Source organism: Tsukamurella soli (assembly GCF_039541155.1).
GTDB classification, from domain to species: domain Bacteria; phylum Actinomycetota; class Actinomycetes; order Mycobacteriales; family Mycobacteriaceae; genus Tsukamurella; species Tsukamurella soli.
On sequence record NZ_BAABFR010000029.1, the window covers coordinates 36,931 to 54,838 of the forward strand.

The 17,908-nt window shown below is 70.2% G+C and carries 13 protein-coding genes; 6 read left to right on the forward strand and 7 right to left on the reverse strand.

The window, feature by feature from the left end; all coding sequences use genetic code 11:
• Positions 1-2: 2 nt before the first annotated feature.
• A complete protein-coding gene (locus tag ABD908_RS11295) occupies positions 3-2,351 on the reverse strand; it encodes a polyribonucleotide nucleotidyltransferase (protein WP_344995271.1) in 2,349 nt (782 codons plus the stop codon).
• A gap of 290 nt (positions 2,352-2,641) precedes the next feature.
• Between ABD908_RS11295 and lysX the strand changes: the two genes are divergently transcribed.
• A complete protein-coding gene (gene lysX, locus ABD908_RS11300; protein WP_344995274.1) occupies positions 2,642-6,070 on the forward strand; it encodes a bifunctional lysylphosphatidylglycerol synthetase/lysine--tRNA ligase LysX in 3,429 nt (1,142 codons plus the stop codon).
• A 243-nt stretch (positions 6,071-6,313) separates the two neighbouring features.
• Here lysX and ABD908_RS11305 read toward each other — a convergent pair whose 3' ends face one another.
• The gene (locus ABD908_RS11305) at positions 6,314-6,799 is read right to left on the reverse strand and encodes a nitroreductase family deazaflavin-dependent oxidoreductase (protein WP_344995277.1); all 486 of its coding nucleotides are present in this window, start codon (positions 6,797-6,799) and stop codon (positions 6,314-6,316) included.
• A 77-nt stretch (positions 6,800-6,876) separates the two neighbouring features.
• Between ABD908_RS11305 and ppk2 the strand changes: the two genes are divergently transcribed.
• Complete coding sequence (gene ppk2 / locus ABD908_RS11310; protein WP_344995280.1) at positions 6,877-7,716, forward strand: polyphosphate kinase 2; 840 nt, start codon at positions 6,877-6,879, stop codon at positions 7,714-7,716.
• A gap of 100 nt (positions 7,717-7,816) precedes the next feature.
• Here the strand turns inward: ppk2 and rpsO are convergent, their stop codons facing one another.
• Entirely contained in the window at positions 7,817-8,086 is a 270-nt protein-coding gene (rpsO, locus tag ABD908_RS11315; protein ID WP_344995283.1) for a 30S ribosomal protein S15, read from the reverse strand.
• 136 nt (positions 8,087-8,222) lie between these two features.
• The gene (locus ABD908_RS11320; protein WP_344995286.1) at positions 8,223-9,185 is read right to left on the reverse strand and encodes a bifunctional riboflavin kinase/FAD synthetase; all 963 of its coding nucleotides are present in this window, start codon (positions 9,183-9,185) and stop codon (positions 8,223-8,225) included.
• 35 nt (positions 9,186-9,220) lie between these two features.
• Between ABD908_RS11320 and ABD908_RS11325 the strand changes: the two genes are divergently transcribed.
• Positions 9,221-9,928 (forward strand): metal-dependent transcriptional regulator, encoded by a 708-nt coding sequence (locus ABD908_RS11325; protein ID WP_344995289.1) that lies wholly within the window; start codon positions 9,221-9,223, stop codon positions 9,926-9,928.
• Here the strand turns inward: ABD908_RS11325 and ABD908_RS11330 are convergent.
• From ABD908_RS11330 to ABD908_RS11340, 3 genes are all read right to left on the reverse strand, one after another.
• Entirely contained in the window at positions 9,925-11,484 is a 1,560-nt protein-coding gene (locus tag ABD908_RS11330; protein ID WP_344995291.1) for an adenylate/guanylate cyclase domain-containing protein, read from the reverse strand. The genes ABD908_RS11325 and ABD908_RS11330 overlap by 4 nt on opposite strands.
• Positions 11,485-11,486: 2 nt before the next feature.
• On the reverse strand, positions 11,487-12,380 hold the full coding sequence (locus ABD908_RS11335) for an SDR family NAD(P)-dependent oxidoreductase (protein ID WP_344995293.1): 894 nt from the start codon (positions 12,378-12,380) through the stop codon (positions 11,487-11,489).
• Positions 12,381-12,463: 83 nt separating this feature from the next.
• A complete protein-coding gene (locus tag ABD908_RS11340) occupies positions 12,464-13,546 on the reverse strand; it encodes a citrate synthase (protein ID WP_344995296.1) in 1,083 nt (360 codons plus the stop codon).
• A gap of 55 nt (positions 13,547-13,601) precedes the next feature.
• Here ABD908_RS11340 and ABD908_RS11345 point away from each other — a divergent pair, with 55 nt between their 5' ends.
• The 3 genes from ABD908_RS11345 to ABD908_RS11355 all read left to right on the forward strand — a co-directional run bounded on the left by ABD908_RS11345 (position 13,602) and on the right by ABD908_RS11355 (position 17,603).
• Positions 13,602-14,750 (forward strand): citrate/2-methylcitrate synthase, encoded by a 1,149-nt coding sequence (locus ABD908_RS11345; protein ID WP_344995299.1) that lies wholly within the window; start codon positions 13,602-13,604, stop codon positions 14,748-14,750.
• Positions 14,751-14,872: 122 nt separating this feature from the next.
• Positions 14,873-16,972: an HNH endonuclease signature motif containing protein gene (locus ABD908_RS11350; protein ID WP_344995302.1), complete on the forward strand. Its 2,100-nt coding sequence runs from the start codon at positions 14,873-14,875 to the stop codon at positions 16,970-16,972.
• Positions 16,973-17,042: 70 nt separating this feature from the next.
• Positions 17,043-17,603 carry a dihydrofolate reductase family protein gene (locus ABD908_RS11355; protein WP_344995305.1) on the forward strand — a complete coding sequence of 187 codons (561 nt, stop codon included), beginning with the start codon at positions 17,043-17,045 and terminating at the stop codon, positions 17,601-17,603.
• Positions 17,604-17,908: the final 305 nt, after the last annotated feature.

Sequence of the window (17,908 nt, forward strand, 5' to 3'; positions counted from 1 at the left end):
ATCTACTCCCCTGCGGCCGACGCCGAGGCAGAAGCGGACGACGCGTCCGCAGTGCCTTCTTCGACGACGGGGATCAAGCTGATCTTGCCGCGGTCGTCGATGTCCGCGATCTCCACCTGCAGCTTGGAGCCGACGTTCACCACGTCCTCGACCTTGTTGATCCGCTTGCCGTTGCCCAGCTTGCTGATGTGCACCAGGCCGTCACGGCCGGGCACCAGCGACACGAACGCGCCGAAGGCGGTCGTCTTGACCACGGTCCCGAGGAACCGCTCGCCCACCTTGGGAAGCTGCGGGTTCGCGATCGCGTTGATGCGATCGATCGCCGCCTGGGCCGACGGGCCGTCGGCCGCACCCACGAACACCGTGCCGTCGTCCTCGATGGAGATGCTGGCGCCGGTCTCGTCGGTGATCGCGTTGATGGTCTTGCCCTTGGGGCCGATGACCTCACCGATCTTGTCCACGGGCACCTTGATGGTGGTGATCCGCGGCGCGAACGGGCTCATCTCGTCGGGCTCGGCGATCGCCTCGGCCATGACCTCGAGGATCGTGGTGCGGGCGTCCTTGGCCTGTGCGAGCGCGCCGGCCAACACCTGCGACGGGATACCGTCGAGCTTGGTGTCCAGCTGCAGCGCGGTGACGAACTCGCTGGTCCCGGCGACCTTGAAGTCCATGTCGCCGAACGCGTCCTCGGCGCCGAGGATGTCGGTCAGCGCGACGTAACGCTTCTCCTGAGTGCCATCGGCGCCGGTGACGGTGTCGGACACCAGGCCCATGGCGATGCCCGCGACCGGCGCCTTGAGCGGCACGCCGGCATTGAGCAGCGACATCGTCGACGCGCAGACCGAGCCCATCGAGGTCGAGCCGTTGGAGCTCAGCGCCTCGGAGACCTGACGGATGGCGTATGGGAACTCCTCCACCGACGGCAGCACCGGCACGAGCGCGCGCTCGGCGAGCGCACCGTGGCCGATCTCGCGGCGCTTCGGCGAGCCGACGCGTCCGGTCTCACCGGTCGAATACGGCGGGAAGTTGTAGTGGTGCATGTAGCGCTTGCTGGTCTCGGGGCCCAGCGAATCGATCTGCTGCGCCATCTTGACCATGTCCAGCGTGGTGACACCCAGGATCTGGGTCTCGCCGCGCTCGAACAGTGCGCTGCCGTGGGCGCGGGGCACCACGCCGATCTCGGCGCTCAGGGCGCGGATGTCGGTGATGCCGCGGCCGTCGATGCGGAAGTGGTCGGTGAGGATGCGCCCCCGCACCAGCTTCTTGGTCAGCGAGCGGAAGGCCGCGCCGATCTCGCCCTCGCGGCCCTCGAAGTTCGGGGCCAGCGCCTCGAGCACCTCACGTTTGAGGGCGTCGGTGGCCTCTTCGCGCTCCTGCTTGCCGGCGATGGACAGCACCGTGTCGAGCTTGCCGGCGGCCGCGGCCTCGACCGCGGCGAAGACGTCATCCTGGTACGCCGGGAACAGCGGGAACTCGCCGGTCGGCTTCGCGGCACCGGCGGCCAGCTCGCGCTGGGCCTCGCACAGCACGGCGATGAACGGCTTGGCGGCCTCGAGGCCCTGCGCGACGACGGCCTCGGTCGGCGCCTGCGCGCCGCCCGCGACCAGCTCGATCACGTTCTCGGTGGCCTCGGCCTCGACCATCATGATCGCGACGTCGGCGGCGGAAGCGGGCGTACCCGAGCCTGCATTGACCACCCGGCCAGCGACGACCATGTCGAAGACCGCACCCTCGAGCTGCTCGACGGTGGGGAACGCGACCCATTGAGCGGACTGGCCGGCGGTGCCGGAATCGCCCGCTTCGCTCGGGGTGGGGATCAGGGCGACGCGTACGCCGCCGACGGGGCCGGAGAACGGGAGGCCCGCGATCTGGGTGGAGGCCGACGCGGCGTTGATCGCGACGACGTCGTACAGGTCCTTAGGGTCCAGGGACAGGACGGTGACGACCACCTGGATCTCGTTGCGGAGGCCGTCGACGAACGACGGGCGCAGCGGCCGGTCGATCAGGCGGCAGGTGAGGATCGCGTCGGTGGACGGGCGGCCCTCGCGGCGGAAAAACGAGCCGGGGATGCGGCCGGCGGCGTACATCCGCTCCTCGACGTCCACGGTGAGCGGGAAGAAGTCGAAGTGGTCCTTCGGGTGCTTGCTGTGGGCCGTGGTCGACAGCAGCATCGTGTCGTCGTCCAGGTAGGCGGCGACGGCGCCGGCGGCCTGCAGCGCGAAGCGCCCGGTCTCGAAGCGGATGGTGCGCTTACCGAACGCTCCGTTGTCGATGACGGCGACGGATTCGGTGATCGAATCGTCGAGATCGACCTCGACGGCAGCGTCGGAGATGGTGGAGTTCTCACTCATGGAGGAAGAAGTAGACCTTTCGGTTACGCGTCTGTCCGTGCCCGGCCACGCGCGGAGCGCAGGGCCTCGTCGCACGACGCGGCTGCGGTGACACCCACCCGGGCGCGGCCATCGATCGAAGTCGCCGGACCTGACAGCATCGTTCCTGACAGAGTCGTTCCGGCGACCACTACCGAGGACCACCCACTGAGGGCGCGACCACATCGTCTCGGCTGCCTCACAGCAAACACCAACGTCGAACAGACTGGTTACAAGGCTATCATCGGGCTCCTGCCAACCGGGAGGACTACATGTCGCTGACCGTCGCGCGCCGCCGAACCGTCGCGCCGGATCCGCATACGCCGAGGTCGAATCGACGGCGGTGCAGCCGGTTCTCCGAGGTCACGGCGGTGTGGCTGGCACGTGCCGTGCTGCTCGCCGCGATCGTGTCGCTGCTGTCCGTGTTCGTGCGGGATGTCCACGGTCTGGGGGTGCTGAACAACATCATCAACACGCTCGGCATCCCGACCGCCCCGAGCGTGTTCGTGGTGGCCCTCCTAGCGGTTCTCGCGGGGGCGCTTCGTCGTCGCCTGCGAGCCGCGCACACCGTCGCCGTCGTGCTCATGGCGCTCACCGTCCTGAGCAACGTGGCCGACCTCCTCTCGATCGTGGTGGGCGGCGCGAAACAGATCGACGTCGACGTCGACGTCGACAGCGACACCCCGCTCCAGCACGGCGTGTACTGGACTCCACGCGAGTCGGTGTGGGGCACCGCGATCGCGGTGGTCGTCAGCCTCGCGGTGCTCGTCGCCGTCATCGCAGCGCGTCGATCCTTTCCCGCCAAGCTGGCCCGCGGCTCGCGGACCGCGGCCGTCGGGGTCCTCATCGGCGGCTTCGTCGTGTCCTTCCTCGTCACGTTCGCGCTGACGCTGAGCTTCCCGCGCACCCTCCAGGGATTGGGCGACAAGACGGCGTGGGCACTGCGCGGCACGTTCGGTGTGGTCGTGGGGCGCGATTCGGACCTCGTACTGGGCGGGCGCACCGGCTATCACTGGATCTACTCGGTGTCCGGAGTCCTGTCCGCGGCGGCGCTGGTGCTGGCCCTGATGGTGTTCTGGCGCGCGAGCCACGGCGGCCCGATGATCTCGGAGGACGAGGAGCTGCATGTGCGGCGCCTCCTGCTCGAGTACGGCGAGGACGACTCGCTCGGCTACTTCGCGACCCGCCGCGACAAGAGCGCGCTGTTCTCCCCCGACGGCAAGGCCGCAGTCACCTATCGCGTGCTCGGCAGCGTGTCGATGGCCAGCGCCGATCCGATCGGCGACCGCGCGTCGTGGGCGGCCGCGGTCGATGTATGGCTCGATGACTGCCGACGCGGCAGCCACTACCCCGCCGTACTCGCGGCGTCGGCCGACGGTGCCAAGGTCTACGAGGAGGCCGGTCTCCGCACGCTGACCATCGGCGACGAGGCGATCATCGACGTCGACACGTTCACTCTCAAGGGCCGGTCCATGCGCCAGGTGCGCCAGGCCGTCGCCCGCGTCACCGCGGCCGGGTACACGGTCGAGGTGCGCCGCCACGCCGACCTCAGCCCCGCCGAACTCGCCGAGCTCGAGCGCCTCGCCGACGCCTGGCGGGGCGAGGAGACCGAGCGCGGCTTCTCGATGGCGCTCAACCGCGTGGGCGACCCCGTCGACGGCCGATGCGTGGTGATCACCGCCAACGACCGCACGGGCACCGTCCGCGGCTTCCTCTCATTCGTCCCGTGGGGCACCCGCGGCCTGTCCCTGGACCTGATGCGCCGGGACCGCTCCGCTGAGAACGGCCTCAACGAGTTCATGGTGGCCAGGCTCGCCGAGTTCTGCCCCACGATCGGGGTGCGCCGGATCTCGCTGAACTTCGCGGTGTTCCGGTCCGTGTTCTTCGAGGCCGACCGCGTGGGCGCCGGGCCGATCACGCGGCTGACCGACGCGCTGCTCAGCTTCGCATCGAAGTTCTACCAGCTCGAGACGCTGTACCGGTCCAACGACAAGTATCGGCCCGAGTGGGTGCCGCGGGTGATGTGCTACGACCCGGCGCTCACCGCGGTCCGCGCCGGGATCGCCGTAGGCACGGCCGAAGGCTTCCTGCCGCGGCTGGGCCCGGGCTTCCTCGCCGGCCCCAAGGTGCCCGATCGGCAGGAGCCGCGCGACGCGGAGTTCAACGATCTCCTGATCGCCGAGGAGCAACGGCTACTGACCCCCGTCGTGCCTCTGGTGCGGCTCTCCGAGCAGCAGCGGGTGCGGCGCCGCAAGCTCGACGCCCTGGAGCGGGCCGGTATCCCGGGCTACCCGGCGTCCGTCCCGCGCACGCATACGCTCGCCGAGGTGCGGGCCGCCCACGAAGGGCTCGCGGCCGGCGAGCACACCGGCACCGTCGTCTCTGTGACCGGGCGGATCCGGGCGATCCGCGACTACGGCGGCGTCACCTTCACGGTGCTCGAGGAGGACGGCGCGCGACTGCAGGCGCTCGCCGACCGCGACGGATCCCCCGCCGACACGCGCGCCGCCTGGCGCTCGGGCACCGATCTCGGCGATCTGGTGTCGGTGACCGGCGAGGTGATGACGTCCCGCACAGGTGAGCTGTCGATTCATCTGCACTCGTGGGCGATGGCCGGCAAGTGCCTCAGCCCGGTGCCGGGTCTGCGGGCCCGGCTGGCCGAGGAGGCGCGGATCCGCAACCGCCCGCTCGACCTGATCACCAACCGCGGGGCGGTGGACCTGCTGTACCGGCGAGCGGCGGGTGTCGCGGCGCTGCGGCAGGCGTTCACCGGGCGCGGCTTCACCGAGGTCGAGACACCGATGCTGCAGGCGGTGCACGGCGGCGCCGCGGCCCGGCCGTTCACGACGCACATCAACGCCTACGACATGGACCTGTTCCTACGGATCGCGCCCGAGCTGTACCTCAAGCGCCTCGCGGTAGGCGGCCTGGGCCGCATCTTCGAGATCAACCGCAACTTCCGCAACGAGGGCGCCGACGCCACGCACAACCCCGAGTTCACGGCGCTCGAGGCGTACGAGGCGTACGGCGACTACAACACGATGCGGGTGCTCACCCGCGAGGTGATCCTCGCCGTCGCCACGGCGGTCAACGGGCGGCCGGTCGCGCTGCGGCCCGACGGTGACGGGGTCCTCCAGGAGGTCGACCTCACGCCCGAGTGGCCTGTAGTGACGATCCACGCTGCCGTGTCGAAGGCGACGGGGACCACGCTGACCTCGTCGACACCGCGCGACGAGGTGGCCGCGGTGTGCGCCCGGTTCGACCTCGCGGTGCCACCCGGGGCCTCGGCCGGCAAGCTGGTGATGGAGCTGTACGAGGCTCTGGTCGAGAAGCAGACGCACTTCCCCACGTTCTACTGCGACTTCCCCATCGAGGTCTCGCCGCTGGCCCGCAAGCACCGCCACGACCCGCAGCTCACCGAGCAGTGGGACCTGGTGGGCTTCGGCGCCGAGCTCGGCTGCGCCTACACCGAGCTCACCGACCCCATCGACCAGCGGGAGCGCCTGACCCGGCAGTCCCTGGCCGCCGCGGCCGGCGACCTGGAGGCGATGCAGCTCGACGAGTCGTTCCTGGAGGCCCTCGCCTACGCCATGCCGCCCACCGGCGGCCTCGGCCTGGGGGTCGACCGCATCGTGATGCTGCTGGCCGGCGTGAACATCCGCGCCACCCTCGCGTTCCCGTTCGTGAAGCCGCGCGACTGAACGGAGTCGTGCAGCCGGCCGGAGTCGCCTGAGCAAAGGATGTTCGGGCGCGGATCGCGGGATCGCCGTGACCCGCCCCACCCCGGACGACGAGGCGTCATCGCGTACCGACGATGCAGCCGCCTACCGAAATCGCCGACCCCTGTCCGCACTCTCCCGGCGAAGACGGCCGGCGCCTCATCGAAAGCCATCTCCCACACAGGCGCTCGTGTGGAAGAAGTGCACACGACGGGCGACATCCCACTACCGGACGGGCGTGAGGCGGAAGATCCGCAGCTCCCGGCCGCTGGACCGTTCATAGCCGCGATAACCGGGCCACTGGCGCTCGATCCGAGCCCACACCGCCTCCCGTTCGTCGGGGTCGACGAGCTCGGCATGCACCGGCACGCGCCTGCCGTGCACCACCGCCACGGCGTCCGGATGCGCGAGCAGGTTGAAGGTCCAGGCCGGGTGCGTCTGGCGCGCGAAGTTGCTGCCCGTGACCAGCATCCGGCCGCCCGGCTCGGGACAGTACATCAGCGGACTCTCGCGCTCCACACCGCTCTTGGCGCCCGTCGTGTGCAGCACCAGCGACGGCACGAGCAGCCCGCTCAGCTGCACGCGGCCACCGGTGGCGAACGCGAGGACGTGTTCGAGGGGCGGGACGACGGTGGGTCCGACGGTGCGGAACAGCTGGGTACGAGAGACCCAGGCGACCGCCGCGCGGGTCACATACAGCGGTGAGGGCATTCCTCGATTCTGGCCTGCCGCACCCTGATCCGGCGAAACGCCTGGTCGCGGGCGCGGATATCGGTAGCCTCGCGCAGATGACCGACACGATCGTCAAGAAGACGAAGACGAGAAACAAGCCACCGAAGCTGCCCAACGACCGGTACGAGGCCGAGCTGCGCCGCCTGCAGAGCGAACTCGTCGCGATGCAGCAGTGGGTCCGGGAGACCGGCGCCCGCGTGGTGGTGCTGTTCGAGGGCCGCGACGCCGCCGGCAAGGGCTCGGCGATCAAGCGGATCACCGAATACCTCAACCCCCGCATCTGCCGGATCGTCGCCCTGCCGGCGCCGACCGAGCGGCAGCGGACGCAGTGGTACTTCCAGCGCTACATCGAGCATCTGCCCGCCGCCGGTGAGATCGTGCTGTTCGACCGATCCTGGTACAACCGTGCCGGGGTCGAGCATGTGATGGGATTCTGTACCGCCGACGAGTACCGCCGCTTCCTGCATCAGGCGCCCATCTTCGAGCGGCTGCTGGTAGAGGACGGGATCCTGCTGCTGAAGTACTGGTTCTCGGTGTCGGATGTCGAGCAGGAGAAGCGGTTCCGCTCCCGCGCCACCGATCCGATGCGCCGGTGGAAGCTCTCGCCGATGGACGTCGAATCGATCAGCCGGTGGGAGGACTACTCGCGGGCGAAGGATCAGATGTTCGTGCACACCGATATCCCCGAGGCTCCGTGGTACACGGTGGAGAGCGAGGACAAGAAGCGGTCGCGGATCAACGTGATCACGCACCTGCTCTCGCTGATCCCGTACGAGCACCTCACCCCGCCCGAGGTGCCGATCCCCAAGCGGCCGAAGGCCCGCGACTACGAGCGCCCCCCGCGTGCGGGCTTCCGCTACGTGCCCGACGCTGCGCAGCGCCTGCTCGAGACGTGACGCCACGTGCTCCAGACAACCGAGAAGACCCGTACCCGAATCGATCTCGGGACGGGCCTTCTCGTAGGAGGCTGCGCTCAGCGACCTCGGAGCGGCGTACTCAGCGACGCAGGCCGAGACGCTCGATCAGCGAGCGGTAGCGCTTCACATCGACCTCGGCGACGTACTTCAGCAGACGGCGACGACGGCCGACCAGCAGCAGCAGGCCGCGGCGGCTGTGGTGGTCGTGCTTGTGCTCCTTGAGGTGCTCGGTGAGGTCGGTGATGCGCTTGGTGAGCAGCGCGACCTGCGCCTCGGGCGAGCCCGTGTCGCTCTCGTGCAGGCCGTACTCGGTGAGGATGGTCTTCTTCTCGGCAGCGGTCAGCGCCATCGGGTGACTCCTTGTTTCAGCGTCGTTGTTCCAGTGTCGCGTTGCAAGACTCCGTGCCGCCGCCGCGAACCACAGCAGGCACGATCATCCAGGTTACCAGCCGGGCTGGTCGCACCCTAATCGCCTGCGACCCGGCTCAGACCCCGTCGATGATCTGCCGCGTCCGCTCCACGTCGCCGTCCATGGCCGTGATCAGGTCGTCGACGGATGCGAACCGTTCCATCCCGCGGATCCGATCCACGAAGTCGACGGCGACGTGCTGGCCGTACAGGTCCGCGGACGTGTCCAGGACGAAGGCCTCGACGGTACGGGTGCGACCGGAGAACGTGGGGTTGCTGCCCACCGACACCGCGGCCGGGTAACTCTCCCCCGGCGTCACCTGACCCACCACCGGTCCCACTCCCAGGACGGTGAACCGGGCGGCGTAGACACCGTCGGCGGGAATCGCGGCGTACATGGGCGGCGCGACGTTGGCCGTCGGGAATCCGAGCTCACGCCCGCGGCCGTCGCCGCGCACCACGACGCCCTCGACCCGGTGGGGCCGACCCAGCGCCTCGGCCGCCGCCGCGACGTCGCCCGCGTCGACGCACGAGCGGATGTAAGTGGACGAGTAGGTGACGGTGTGCTCGGTGAGCAGCGGCACCATATCGGCCGAGAAACCGAACCGTCGGCCCAGAGTCCGCAGCATCGCGACGTCACCGAGGGCCTTGTAACCGAACGTGAAGTTGTCCCCCACCACGACCAACGCCACGTGCAGCCGCTCGACCAGGGCCGAGTGCACGAAGTCCTCGGCCGGCTGCGCGGCCAGCGTCGGGGTGAACGGCATGACGCAGAAGACGTCGATGCCCAGTTCCTCGGCGAGCTCCGCCCGGCGGGTGAGGGTCGTCAGCTGCGGCGGGTGCGAGCCTGGCCGGACCACCTCCGCGGGATGCGGGTCGAACGTCATCAGGACGCTCGGTACCCCCCGCGCAGCGGCCTCGTCGGTCGCCCGTTCGATCAACTGGGCGTGCCCACGATGTACCCCGTCGAATACGCCGATCGTCACCACGCAGCGTCCCCAGTCCGCGGGAACGTCGTCTAGCCCTCGCCAGCGAAGCACGCGGCCAAGCCTATAGGACCACCTAAGCTGGTGTCGTGAGCAAACCCCCGCCGCCCGTGACGGAGCTGTCCGCAGTGACGCAGGACTACCTCAAGCGGATCTGGACCGCGCAGGAATGGTCCCCCGCCAAGGTGAGTACCAAGTCGCTCGCGGAGTCCCTGGGGGTGTCGGCGTCGACCGCCTCCGAGGCGATCCGCAAGCTCGCCGACCAGGGGCTGGTGAACCACGCCAAGTACGGTGCCGTCACGCTCACCGACGCCGGTCGCAGCGCTGCGGTCACCATGGTGCGCCGGCACCGTCTGCTCGAGACCTTCCTGGTGTCCGAGCTCGGGTACGGCTGGGACGAGGTGCACGACGAGGCCGAGGTGCTCGAGCACGCCGTGTCCGACCGGTTCCTCTCGCGGCTCGACGAGCGCCTCGGGTTCCCCGAGCGCGATCCGCACGGCGACCCCATCCCCAAGGCCGACGGCACGATCGCCGCACCGGACGCGCGGCCGCTCACCGAGCTGGAGGCGGGCGAGTCCGGCACCGTCGCCCGCATCTCGGACGCCGACCCGGAGATGCTGCGGTACTTCGAGGAGGTCGGCATCGCCCCGGACGCGCGGGTGCAGGTGGTCGAGTTGCGCCGCTTCCTCGGCACCGTCGCCGTCCGCGTGGGCGACGACGGTGACGGGGCGAGCACCCCCGCGGCGCTGCTGGACCTGGGCGACATCGCCGCCGAATCGATCTGGATCAGGGCCTAGCCACGACCACCGAGGACACGGCTCCGCTGCAGCGGCTCATACAGCTGCGTCGGCTCGTGCCGACCGCGCAGGACGACGGTGTCGGCTGCCCGCCACTGTTTCGCCACTCCGGGCCACGCCGCGGCGACGGCCCGGGCCGAGGCCAGCGGCAGGGAGGTGTCGCGCTTGGCCAGCTCCGTCAGCCGCGCCGCCTCGTTGACCGGGTCCCCGATCACCGTGTACTCGTATCGGTCCTCGGCGCCGACGTTGCCGGCGACGACCTCGCCGTAGGACACGCCCACCCCGGCCTGTAGACCGATCTCCGCCCGTCCGAGTTCGCGGGCGATCTCCGCGGCGGCCGTGAGCGCCGCGCCGGCCGGGTCGTCCAGCGCGGTCGGCGCACCGAAGATCGCCAGTGCGGCGTCACCCTCGAACTTGTTGATCAGTCCGCCGTTGCGGTTCACGGCACCCACCACGACCGCGAAGAACCTGTTGAGCAGGGCGACCACGTCCTCGGGCGCGAGCCGCATCGCGAGCGCGGTCGACCCGACGACGTCCACGAACAGCACGCCGGCCGTGCGGGTCTCGCCGCCCAGCTGGACGCCGCGCTGGAGCGCCTCCTGCACCACGCCCGGCCCCACATGGCGCCCGAACAGATCGCGCAGGCGTTCGCGCTCGGCCAGACCCTCGACCATCGCATTGAACCCCGCCTGCAACTCGCCCAGTTCGGTACCGTCGTACACGGCGAGGGCGGATCCACGCTCGCCGGTGCGGACCTGCGCCATCCCGTTGATCACCGACCGCAGCGGCGCACCCACCCGGTCGGTTCCCATGTAGGTCAGCAGGAGGCCGGTGAAGAGCGCCGTGGCGCCCAGGATCGAGACCGAGATCGCGAGGTTCCACTTGCTGGTCTCGGGGTTCGCGGCGCCGAACACGGTGACCAGGACCATGCCGGCCAGGGGTACCCCGGAACCGAGCATCCACGTCACCATCGCACGAATCCCCAGCCCGCGGCGCCGCATCGTCGGGAACTCGGCCAGCGCCAGGGCGGCGTACGGGCGCAGGGCGAACTCGGTGACCAGGTAGGACACAGCACACACGACCGCGGCGCTGAACAGCGATACGAGGGCGACCTTGAGGATCAGGTCGGGGTCGCGCAGCCCGTAGAGCAGCATGAACAGCCCGGCGCCGCCCACCCACAGCACCGCCTCCAGGAACGTGAGCACCCGCGGCGCACGGAAGACCGACCGCGCGTCGCGGGCGGTGATCGTCGGCCGGTCGTCTGCGGCCCAGCGCAGCATCCGGACCACGACCATCGTCCCCCACAGCACGCCGACGAGGAAGGCCAGCGTGATGTAGATCGGGACGTATACGAAGTCGACCACCAGCAGGTTGCGTGTGAAGACCGACGGGTTCGGGATCCCGACGGTGCCCAGCAGCACCACCGCACCCACCCCGACCGCGTTGGCGATCAGGACCCCGGCGGTGATGAGGATCTGCACCCGCAGCCGCCTGCGGGTCGGCGAATCGGAGCGCGAGCCGAGCAGGATCGAGCCGAACTCGGCGACACGTCCCACCCTCACCCGGCGCCGCCCGGGGCCGGCTCTTCCGGGCGGCCCGGGGCCGCCGCTTCCGCGGATGCCGGGCTGTCGATCCAGGAGCGGGTGAAGCCGAGCACTCGGGCACCGTCGACATCGGCCAACGACGCGGAGACGAACTGCCGGGCCACATCCGACGTCTGCCAGCGGAACCGGTACTCCGCGGAGGTCGCGGCGTCGGCGATCGCGGCCCCGGCGCGGGAGGCCGGCTGGGCCGCGGCGAACGCCCCCGCGGTGCGGGACAGGTAGCCGACGAGGTAGGGGGTGTACGGGTCGCCGTCGACCACCTCCGGCCGGGCGGCGTTCGTGGTGAACTCGCTGGCGACGGCCGCCGGCTCGATCACGCTGACCCACACGCCGAACCGCTCCGCGACGGGCGCCAGCGACTGCATGAAGCCCTCGACGGCGAACTTGGCGCCGCAGTACGCGTCGGCGAACGGCTGCCCCACGGCGCCGCCGACGCTGGTCACCGTGAGCACCCGACCCCGCCCGGCCGCGCGCATGGCGGGCAGCACGGCCTTCGTGAGATGCACGGGCGCAAGGTAGTTCAGCTCCATCTGCGCCTCGATCTCCGCCATGGTGAGCTGCTCGGCGGTGCCGACCGCGCCCCGGCCGGCGTTGTTGACCAGCACGTCGATGTGGCCGTGGTCGGCGAGCACTCCGGCGACGAGGGCCGTGCCCGCCTCGCGGTCGGTGACCTCCAGTGCCCGGACGTCGACGGCGACGCCGGCACGCTCGGCCTCCGCCAGTAGACGATCGGCGCGACCGGGCTCACGCACCGTCGCCACCACCGTCATGCCGCGGCGCGCCAGCTCCACCGCCGCGTGCAGGCCCATCCCCGACGAGGTCCCCGTCACCACCGCCACTTCCGTCACGCGCACAGCGTATCGTCGGTCACCGCCCAGCCGACCGGAACCGACGGACCAGCGCCTCATCGGTCCCCCCTCAGCCGCGCCGATCAGCCCTCGCCTCGGGCGCGCCACCGCAGTGGCGTCTCGTCGTACTCCTCCACCACGTGCGCGGCCATGCCGACGATCCGCGCGTACTGGAACACGACCTCGGTGGCGTGCGCGGGCAAACCCAGCGCCACGGCCACGACGGCGCCGGCGAGGTCGACGTTGACCGGTTGGTGCACTCGATCTACCAGCGCGGCAACCGCTTCCAACGCAGGACTGCCGGGGTCGTCGGCGCGGATGCGGTCCAGCACCACGGTGGCGCGCGGATCATCGCCGGTGTAGATCAGGTGGCCGAAGCCGTGCAGTCGCCCACCCACCGATACCGCCTCCGCGATCGCCGCGTCGACGGCGGCACCCCCACCGTGAGACGCCGCAACCGCGCCGAGCAGCCGCGCGGCGCGCACGGGCGCCCCGCCGTGCAGGTGACCGGCCATCGCCCCGAGCCCGGACAGCAGCGCGTCGTACACGCCCGCGCGGGCGCTCGCGGCGACCCGGGCGGCGGTGGTCGAGGCCGCGAGCCCGTTGTCGATCAGGCAGGTGGCGAGCAGGTCGACCCATGGGTGCGCGAGCGGGACCTCGGGTACGACCGTGGCGAGCGCCGGCAGCAGCGCGAGCACCCGAGCCTCGACCTCGGCGCGTTCGCCGCGGCACGGGTCGCGGGCGGCGATCTCGGCGACGGCGAGCGGGATCCGTCGCTCGAGCGGCACGGTGCGGATGCGGGCGGCGTCGAGCGCCGGCGCGGGCGGCACGGCACCGTCGTACTGCAGCGTGAGTCGCGCCGCCTCGCCGAACGACATCGTTGCGCAGACGGTCTCGATATCGCGCCCACGCAGATAGAGACGGTCGTCCCGGACTGCCGAGACCCGGGTGGCCACCGAACGGAACCGCAGCAGCCGCTCTCCCGCGCGCCGGCCGTCGTGCTTGACCGCCGCGAGCGAGTCGACCTGGGTGCGGTCGAACAGCGACTCCTGTTGCCCCGGCCGTCGGACCGAGGTGAGCACGCCCCGGCTGACGTAGGAGTACAGGGTGCCGCGCTTGACGCCGAGGCGGCGCGCCGCCTCCGACGTGGTGATCCACTGATCCACGATGTTGATTCAATCAAGATTGACCGGTGTTGATCAACAGCGCCATAGTCGAGGCATGACCGAACAGATCACCGTCCCACGAGGACTGAAGAACGTCGTCGTCGCCGACACCGCGCTCGGCGACGTGCGCGGGGCTGAGGGGTTTTACCACTACCGACGATACGACGCCGTGACGCTGGCGAAGACCGCGTCGTTCGAGGCGGTGTGGCACCTCATGCTGTTCGGGGAACTGCCCGGGCCCGATGGCGAGGAGGCGTTCGCCCGGCGGGTCGGCGTGCTGCGGGAGGTGCCGGGGACGGTCGTCGACCTGGTGCGTTCGCACGCCGGCCCATCGATCGACCCGCTGCACGTGCTGCGGCTGGCGATCGCAGCGATGGGCCTGGCCGACCGTCCCATGTACGACCTGGACGAAGAGGAACGGCGTGCGGCCGCACTGCGGTACGCCGCCGCGGCGCCGACGATCCTCGCTGCGGCACACCGGGTCTCGCAGGGGTTACCCGTTCTCGCGCCCGATCCGGCGGCCGGGCACGCCGCCGACTATCTGCGGATGAGCACGGGCACCGCCGCTCCCGACGATGTCGCCGCGCTGCAGACGTACCTGATCGCCACCGTCGACCACGGCTTCAACGCGTCCACGTTCGCCGGCCGAGTCGTGGCGTCGACGGGGTCGGACATGGCGTCGTGCCTACTCGGCGCGGTCGGCGCCTTCCTCGGGCCGCTGCACGGCGGCGCACCGAGCCGTGCCCTGGCGGCGCTCGACGAGATCGGCGATCCCGCGAACACGCGTGCGTGGGTGCGGGCGAAGATCGCGGCGGGCGAGAAGGTGATGGGATTCGGGCACGCCGTGTACCGCACGCACGATCCCCGTTCCGAACTATTGAAGACAGTTGCACAGCAATATCGTTCGGCGCCGGGAACGGAAGCGGCGGATCTTGTCACGCGGGCGGGCGCCGTCGAGGAGGAGATCGAGTCGGCGATCGCGGAGCTCAAACCCGACCACCGCCTGTACGCGAACGTCGAGTACTACGCGGGGGTCGTGATGAGCCTCGTCGGCCTCGCGCCGGAGATGTTCACGCCGACGTTCTGCGTCGCGCGCACCGTCGGTTGGACGGCGAACATCCTCGAACAGGCCCGCGACGGCAAGATCATCCGGCCGTCGGCCCGGTACGTGGGGCCGCCGGTCGCGGCGCCCGCGCACGCCTGACACCGGTCCGAGACGCCGGCCCGGCGCTCGCACAGCACACACCTCGAACCCATCGATAATCGAACATGCATTCTCATATAGTTCTCAGACTAACGCGTTGATCGAACTGTAATGTGGGTCGCATGATATCGATCGAACACCTCGCACCGCACCTGGTGCCCGCGCTGGCCCCCGCGGGGGATGTGACGGGTGCCGGGGATGTGTTGCGGGCGCGGGTGGTCGGTGAGGCGGCGGGGTGGGCGCACCGGATCGTGGCGGTGTATGTGCTGTATCAGGAGATGTACGGGCGGATCGAACAGCAGATCCTGGCCGCGCCGCAGGGCACGGCGGCGGAGGCAGCGCGGAAACGGCAGGGACTGGCTGTTCGCGAGGCCGACATGTATGCGGCGATCGCGGTCCGGCTGCGGGTGTCCACGTTCGCAGCGCGGGCGCAGATCGACACCGCCGTCGCCCTCGTCGAACGCCTGCCGCGAGTGTTCGCTCTGGCCGGGTTGGCGGTGATCCCGTACTACCGGGTGGAGCTGATCCTGCACCGTGCCCGGATCCTCGACACGGAGCAGGCGGCCCGGTTCGATGCGCTGCTCGCGGGCGAGTTGGAGGCGGAACCGGAGCGGATCTTCTCCAAGGGGCAATTGATCGACCTGTGTGACCGGCTGGTGCATCACATCGATCCGGATGGGGTGGAGCAGCAGAACGAGACGGCGAAGCAGGACCGGCGGGTGGAGTTCACCCCCGACCTGGACGGTATGGCGTGGGTGAACGCGCATCTGACGGCGAGTGAGGCGCGGGAGGTGCACGGACGGTTGGAGAAGCTCGCCGGCACCGTCTGCTCGGAGGATCCGCGGACTCGGGATCAGTTGTGGGCGGACGCGCTGATGGCGGTGATGGAGGGCTACGCCACCCTGGGCTGCCGCTGCCCGCTCGCCGGCTGCACGTTGCGGGAGCGGCGTCGGGGTGGCGGGGCCGGGTTGGACACGATCGTGGAGATCCTGGTCGTCGCCAACGCTGCGACCCTGGCCGGTACGGACCAGCGGCCCGGGTATCTGGCGGGGCACGGGGTGATCTCCGCCGGGCATGTGCGGGATCTCGCCGCCCGCCCGGATGCGCGCCTGCGGCCGGTCACCGTGCCCGACGGGACCACCACACCCGACGACACCGGCGCGTCGGCACCCGCCGCAGCCGTCGGACCCGCCGGGCCTGCTGCGTCGGAGGCGTCGGCGGCCGACGAGGCGGTGGCCGCTGGCAGCACGGTGACAAACGATGGGGTGACAGACGTCCAGAGCCCCGAGCATCCCGCGCCTGTTCCGACCCAGCCTGTTCCGACCCAGCCTGTTCCGACCCAGCCTGTTCCGACCCAGCTTGTTCCGACCCAGCTTGTTCCGACCCAGCTTGTTCCGACCCAGCTTGTTCCGACCCAGCTTGTTCCGACCGAACCGGAATGGGTCGAGTCGGACTCCGGTGCCACGAAACACGGTGCGGTGAACGACTCTTCGGCATCCGGTGCCGTGTCCGCCGGGTACCGGCCGTCGGTGTCGTTGGCGCGGTTGGTGCGGATCGTGTTTCCCGCGTGCACCTTTCCCGGCTGCACCCGTCCCGCGGCGGGGTGCGAGTTGGATCACCGGATCGCGTACGACCACCGGAACCCGGTGGGCGGCGGCCCTACCAGTGCGTCGAACCTACAGCCGCTCTGCAAGTTCCACCACGCCCTGAAGACGTTCGGGGACTGGGCGTGCACCGCCCGTCCCGGCTGTCCCGGAGTGATCGACTGGACCGACCCCACCGGGAGGGTGTTCAGCAGCGACACCGGCGCCGCCATGCGGGAGATGTTCCCGGACCTGTTTACCGGTGTCGACCTCGCCTGGACCGCCCCCGCCCCCGCCGACGGACAGCCCCCGGCGTCGAAACCCCGCAGCCAACGCGCCGAACGCATCCGCCGGCGACGGCATCGGGCCAACGAGGACGCCCGCCTCCTGCACGAAGCACAGGAGCAGGCCGAGGAACAGCGTCGCCTCGCCGAGTACGAGGAGCAGAAGCGCATCCACAACCGCGACATCGCCGAGTACACCAACGCGCTCGACGACTACGAGTGGGACCACGTCCGCTGGGTGTGGCAATGCGAAGCTGCCGAGCAGAACGGCCAAGACTCGCCACCCCCACCACCGCAACCCCAGCCGCCCTCCACGAAGCCACCCCACGAAGCCGACGGACCGCCGCCCTTCTGATCAGCATCGGCCGGCTGCCGGTCCGGTCCATCGCCGGTGGATAGCGGCGCATCGGCGATATCCTTGCGCCGTGCGGCCCCTGCGGTACTCCATCAACATCACGGTGGACGGATGCTGCGATCACCGGGCCATCCCGGCGGATGAAGACCTGCATCATCATGCGACCGAGATCCTCCAACAGGTCGACGCTCTTCTCCTCGGCCGGGTGACCTACCAGATGATGGAGTCGGCGTGGCGGCCCCCGACGCCCGTCGGAACTCGACCGGACTGGATGGAGCCCTTCGCCCGAACGATCGACGCGGCCAAGAAGTACGTCGTGTCGAGCACCTTGCCGCAGGTCGACTGGAACGCGGAACTGGTGCGCGGAGACCTGGCCGATGCCGTTCGGCGACTCAAGCGACAACCAGACGACGGACCAGGCAGCGGGCTGTACGTGGGCGGCGTCCGCCTCCCACTGGCCTTGGCGGAGCTGGACTTGATCGACGAGTACGAGTTCATCGTCCATCCCCGGCTCGCGGGCCACGGACCGACGCTGTTCGCAGGACTCTCGCGATCCGTCGACCTGACACTGGTAGACCGGCGGGAGTTCGACTCGGGCGCGGTGGCGATGCGGTACCTGCCGAGCCGGTAGCGGTCTGAGCGCAGCCCCGCCCCGCCGGTCCGCGCAACCGACTCAACTCCGACACCGGCCAGCGGAAGGCGTCCCCGTATCAGTCGTGCGCTACACCACCTGCCGCCGGCACTTCTGGTACGGGTGCAGGAGCGCATGAACCATCGACATCGCCGTGCCGCCCACCAGTGGATAAACGGGCTCTTCACAATCCGGGGTGTAGTCGCGGTCGGAAGCCGCCGGCTTCCAGCAGTGATCGTGCGATGTAGTGGGTGAGGTTGCGGAACCCGAGGGCGGAGCCGCGCAGGTGCTCGAGTCTGCCGTTG